The 5,040-nt window shown below is 70.1% G+C and carries 3 protein-coding genes and 1 pseudogene; all 4 read left to right on the forward strand.

The window, feature by feature from the left end; genetic code table 11:
- Positions 1-113: 113 nt before the first annotated feature.
- Positions 114-1,649 carry a hypothetical protein gene (locus tag D7V97_RS39790; protein ID WP_233583533.1) on the forward strand — a complete coding sequence of 512 codons (1,536 nt, stop codon included), beginning with the start codon at positions 114-116 and terminating at the stop codon, positions 1,647-1,649.
- Positions 1,646-3,850: a hypothetical protein gene (locus D7V97_RS39795; protein WP_147445179.1), complete on the forward strand. Its 2,205-nt coding sequence runs from the start codon at positions 1,646-1,648 to the stop codon at positions 3,848-3,850. The genes D7V97_RS39790 and D7V97_RS39795 overlap by 4 nt, the downstream gene beginning before the upstream one ends.
- A gap of 63 nt (positions 3,851-3,913) precedes the next feature.
- Complete coding sequence (locus tag D7V97_RS39800; RefSeq protein WP_120615790.1) at positions 3,914-4,783, forward strand: FHA domain-containing protein; 870 nt, start codon at positions 3,914-3,916, stop codon at positions 4,781-4,783.
- 104 nt (positions 4,784-4,887) lie between these two features.
- Positions 4,888-5,040, forward strand: a pseudogene (locus D7V97_RS39805) (prepilin peptidase); the annotation flags it as partial.

Consider the following 5,040-nt stretch of genomic DNA (forward strand, 5'->3'; position numbering starts at 1 on the left):
CGCGTTGCCGGACCGCGGGGGCCGGGGTGTCGTCGGGAGAGCGTCCGGGAATAGGAACAGCCCTATTCAGTTGCCCGGGGCGGCGTGGCGTTCCTACACTCCGCCCCCCTCTGATGCGCCTCCCTTTCCTGACCTCCGCGCTGTTGTTCGTCACGGCGTGTTCGATTGAATCCGAACCGAACCCGCCCCCGTCCACCCGCTTCGTGTACCCCAGCGGGGTGGCGTTCTGGCGCCCACCCGCGGCTGGCGGACCGTCGGCGAGCAACGGCTACCTCTTCGTCGCGAACGCGAACTTCGACAACTGCTTCGACTCCGGTTCGGTGGTCGCGCTCAACCTGGATGCCCTGAGCGCGCAGGCGGAGGGCCAGTCCGTCTCGGTGCCCCGGCTGGGCAGCCCCGTGCCCGCCAGCCCGCTCATTTTCGAGAACCTGTCCGCGTCCGGCGACGCGTTCGTGCAGATCCGCAGCTTCGCGGGGGAGATGGCCCTGTGGGTCAACCCGGCCAGCGGGCTGCCTCGCCTGTTCGTCCCCTCGCGCGCGGAGGGCAATGACCTGCACGCGGTGGACGTGTCCCTGGAGGGCAACGGCGCGCCCGTGCTTCGCTGCGTGCAGGGCGGCGTGGACTGCCGCGAGGGTGCGCTGTCGCTCACGGAGGACATCCCGGAGTCGCTGCGCGAGGAGGGCCGCACGGAGCTGCCGCGCGCGCCGTCGCCCATCGGCGTGACGGTGGATGACGCGAGCGGCACGCTGTATGTGACACACTCGGAGGCGGCGGATTCGCCCGCGAAGTCCAGCAGCAACTTCGAGAACTACCTCGTCACGCTGCGGACGGACAACCCCACCCGCGACACCCTGGGCTTCATCTCGCTGTCGCCGGAGGGCTACCTCTACGGCGGCTCGGATTCGGCCACCGTGGGCGCGGGGTACCTCTACGTGACGGGCCGCAACTTCGTGGCCGGCGTCAACGGCACGGTGGCGGCGAACTTCGTGCTGCGGCTGGTGGACAAGAACGTGCCCGGGACCATCCTGGAGCCCAACCTGACGAGCGTGTACGGCATCCGCGAGGCGCGCGCGGCCCGGGTGGTGTCCCGGCCCGTGACGGCCGCGGAGCTCGCGGCCCGTCCCAACCTCGTGCGCGAGCGGCTGTACATGCTGGCGCGGGGCCCGGACACGCTGCTCACGCTCGACTTCGAGTACGAGGCGGTGCCCGGCGGCGCGTCCACCACGCCCTTCTTCCGGGTGGTCTCCGCGGTGCCCATGCCCGACGGCGTGAGTGACATGCAGCTCATCCGCCGGCAGGCGGCGCCCAACGACGCCAACACGAACATCGTCGCGGTGACGAGCACCGGTGACAGCGCGGTGTCCCTCTACGACGAGGCGCTGGGGCAGGTCGTCGTCCAGGTGCCGCTCGTCAACTCCCAGAACCAGACCAGCAACCCGTCGCAGGCCTTCGGGCTGACGGTGGACAACCCGCCCGGCGTGAACGCGGCGCGCCTGTTCGTGACCAACTTCGGAGACGGGCAGGTGACCCTCGTGGACATCCCCGACCTCACCCGTCCCCAGGACGCGAAGCTGACGGCGCGGCTCGGCACGCAGCAGCAGCGGGATCCGAACCAGGGCACCAGCGTGTGCCAGGAGAACCAACCTTGAAGCGCGGCATCCCTGCTGCCCTGTTGTTGAGCGCCTCCGGCCTTCTGGGCGCCTGCTCCGACACCACCTCCACGGCGGGCGCCGCCGGCCTGTCCGGCACGTATGACGTGGTGCTCTCCAACCAGCTCGTCTTCGTCACCTCGCAGGACCGGGACGAGCTGCGCGTGCTGGACCTGGAGCGCTCCCCGCGCGAGTTCCTCCCCGCGCCCAACCCGCTGGAGCCGCTGGCCATCCCCGTCATCGCGCGGCCCGACTCGCTCACCCGCGATGTGGGCTACAACGAGAAGGGCGAAGACGTCTCCGGGCCGTACATCTACGCCCGCAGCTCCGGGGGCCGGGACATCTCCGTGGTGGCCGCGGACCCCGCGCGCCTCAACGAGGTGACACGCCTGTCCACCGGACAGCTCATCACCGCCTTCACCGCGCACGGCCCGGTGTCCAAAGGGGCTCCGAGTGTCCTGTTCTACGCGCTCCAGACGCGCCCGGAGTCCGCCGAGCAGCGCTGCGGTCCCTTCGGGGGCGGGGTGGTGATGCGCCAGGACCTGCCCGGTCCGGAGAACTTCGACGCCGCGGCGCTGCCGCCCGCGCTGCCCGTCTTCTGCCTGCGGCCGGCGGACACCGTGCTGTCCATGATCAGCCTGCCGGCGAAGGTGGGCGTGACGGAGTCGCTGGTGCTCGCCATCCGCAACGTGACGGGCACCAGCCGGCTGGTGCGCGCCGTGGCGGACGGCGGCTCGGTGGAGATCCCCTACAAGCGGCCGCGTCCGGTGCCCTTCTCGGTGCCGGACTACACGGACCTGGTGGACATCCCGGCGCGGTTCGTCACCACGCACCCGACGTTCATCCCGTCCTCCGGGCAGGAGAACGACCGCGTGCCCGCGGGCCGGTATGTGTACGCGGTGCTCGACGAGCTGACGTGCGTCTCGGCGGACTGCGCGGGCGTCATCGCGCTCGACAATGGACCGGGGCCGGCGCTGTCCGAGGCCCCGGTGCTCGCCCGCGACGTGTCCGGCGCGCCCATGCTGACGCTGCGGCCGACCACGGGCCTGCCCACGGGCTTCACCCTGCGGCCGGATCTGGAGGTCCGCCAGGTGCTGGCGGACGGTTCGGTCCGCACCCCACGCGTCCCGCTCCTGGGGATCATGCCGGCCTCCAACGGGGAGATCACCCTGTTCCGCGCCGACGAGCAGCGTGAGTTCAACCTGGACCGCGTTCCCGTCCCGAACAAGGACCCCGAGACGGTGGAGGCACGCGCGTCGGTGGTGGTGGACCTGCGGGATGGCAATGAGATCAGCCGCGCGGACACGTTCCAGGGCATCACCGTGAACGAGATGGGCGCGGACCAGAAGCGCTGCCCCCAGAACCTGGATGTGACCAACGCCACGGCCTATCTCTGTGACGCGACGCTGCCCTCCGGGACCTACCGCTTCGTCTTCCGGGGCGTCCTGCCGGGCCTGCTCGACCTGACGCGCGACCTGAGCGTGGAGGATCCGCCCTTCCTGGTGGAGACCTCGCTGGCCACGTCCCGGGGCGTGATACCGGGTGACTCCATCGTGCTGGCGAACGCCGCGGGCGCCTGCGAGCAGGGCATCAAGATCCTCCGGCTGGAGGACCAGGGCGACGGCCGCACCCGGCTCTTCCCGGACCTGGGGGACACGGACACCAACACCGCCCTGACGAACTGCGCGACGTATCCCAACTTCTCCGTGCGCGCCGGCGAGACCCCGAAGCCCTACGTGCTCTACGCGGGCGGGGAGACCAGCGACGCCTATCTGCAGCGGCTGGCGGTGGGCGAGGCGTACACGGTGTCGAGCCAGCTGGACTACTACTACCACCCGGACACGTTCGACCTCGGGCGGCTCCCGCCGGTGCCGGTCCCCACCTTCCCGACGGCGCCGCTGACGCTCACCCTGACGGCGACCTTCGGAGACAAGGAACGGCTCAACCCCGGCGACCGCTACGTGGTGGGACTGCTGCCGCGCTTCCGCCGCTTCCTCTTCAAGGTGGACACGAGCTCCACGAGCAACCTGGCGGCCTACACCCTGCCTGGCACCGTGGTGGCCACGAACGTCGGGGCCGGCGATGCTGCCTCCAGCCTCGCCTACATCGCCTATCCCTCGGCGGACGGGCTGCTCCAGATTGCCCTGGAGCAGATCACCGACAACGCGGAGAACCTCCAGTTTGTCCGGGCCTTCCAGTAACTGGGCGGTCCGGACCGGCTCTGTTATCGTCCCCCACGGTCAGCATTTCCCGAGCCAAGAACGATGATCGATCAGAACTCCCGTCCCGCACGCAAGGTCGGCATCGCCGAGCACCTGTGGGAGACGTACGAAGAGATGGCCCAGCAGATGGGGTCGGATCGCGACGCGCTCATCAACCAGGCGCTCTTCATGTTCGCGCGCCTCAACGGCTTCATCGACGTGAAGGCGAAGACGGAGCCGTCCGTGGCGGCGGTGCCGTCGCCCACGCCCTCGCCGCGCCCGGCCTCCCCGCCGCCTGCCGCGGCCGCGTCCTCCAAGGGCGCGCCGCCGGTGCTCGCGCCCGCGCGCGCCGAGGCTGCTTCCGCCCGTCCCGCCGCGCGCAACGCGCCCGAGGAGCGCCCGTCGTCCAACGGCCTGGACAATGATCCGGTGCGCCGCGAGGTGGCCGAGCGCGTCCTGGAGACGGCCGCGGAGCTGGAGCGGCTCATCAAGGGCAAGAACGAGCCGCCCCCTCCGTCCGCCGACGACATGATCGAGGACGAGGAGGAGCCCCTGCCGGAGCAGGAGGATCCGCCGCTCGACGACGAACTGGAGGACGAACCCGCGGAGGAGGCCGACGAGGAGCCCGCGGAGGAGGCCGACGAGGAGGAGGGCGCGTCGCTCTACCTGGTCACCGAGTCCGGTGAGCAGGAGAAGATCATCAAGGACCGCTACGTCATCGGCCGTGGCAAGCACTGCGACTTCGTCATCAACTCCGGCAAGGTGTCGCGCGAGCACGCCGTCATCGCCCGCGACGGCAGCGACTTCTACATCGAGGACCTCGGGTCCTCGAACGGGACCTGGTTCAACAAGCAGCGCATCAAGCGCCGCAAGGTCGAGGACGGGGACGAGTACTTCATCTGCAGTGAGAAGATCCGCCTCGTCATCCACTGATGACGCGCTGCCCCTCCGTCCGATGGCCGTGTTGAGCATTTGACGGGCCAAGGCCCTCCCTGGTTTATTGAGGGTCGCCTGCCCGGCAAGGGGACAGGTGCCGAATGACACCTGTTCAGCTCGCGCTGTGGACGATTCTGGGAGTGGCCCTGGTGATTGCGGTGGTGACCGACGTGCTGCGCCGGCTCATCCCCAATGCCGTGACCTATCCGCTCATCGTGCTGGGGCTCGGGGTGCGCGGGTGGGCGGAAGGGGTG

Origin of the sequence: Corallococcus sp. CA053C (assembly GCF_003611675.1) — a bacterium.
In the GTDB taxonomy this organism is placed as follows: domain Bacteria; phylum Myxococcota; class Myxococcia; order Myxococcales; family Myxococcaceae; genus Corallococcus.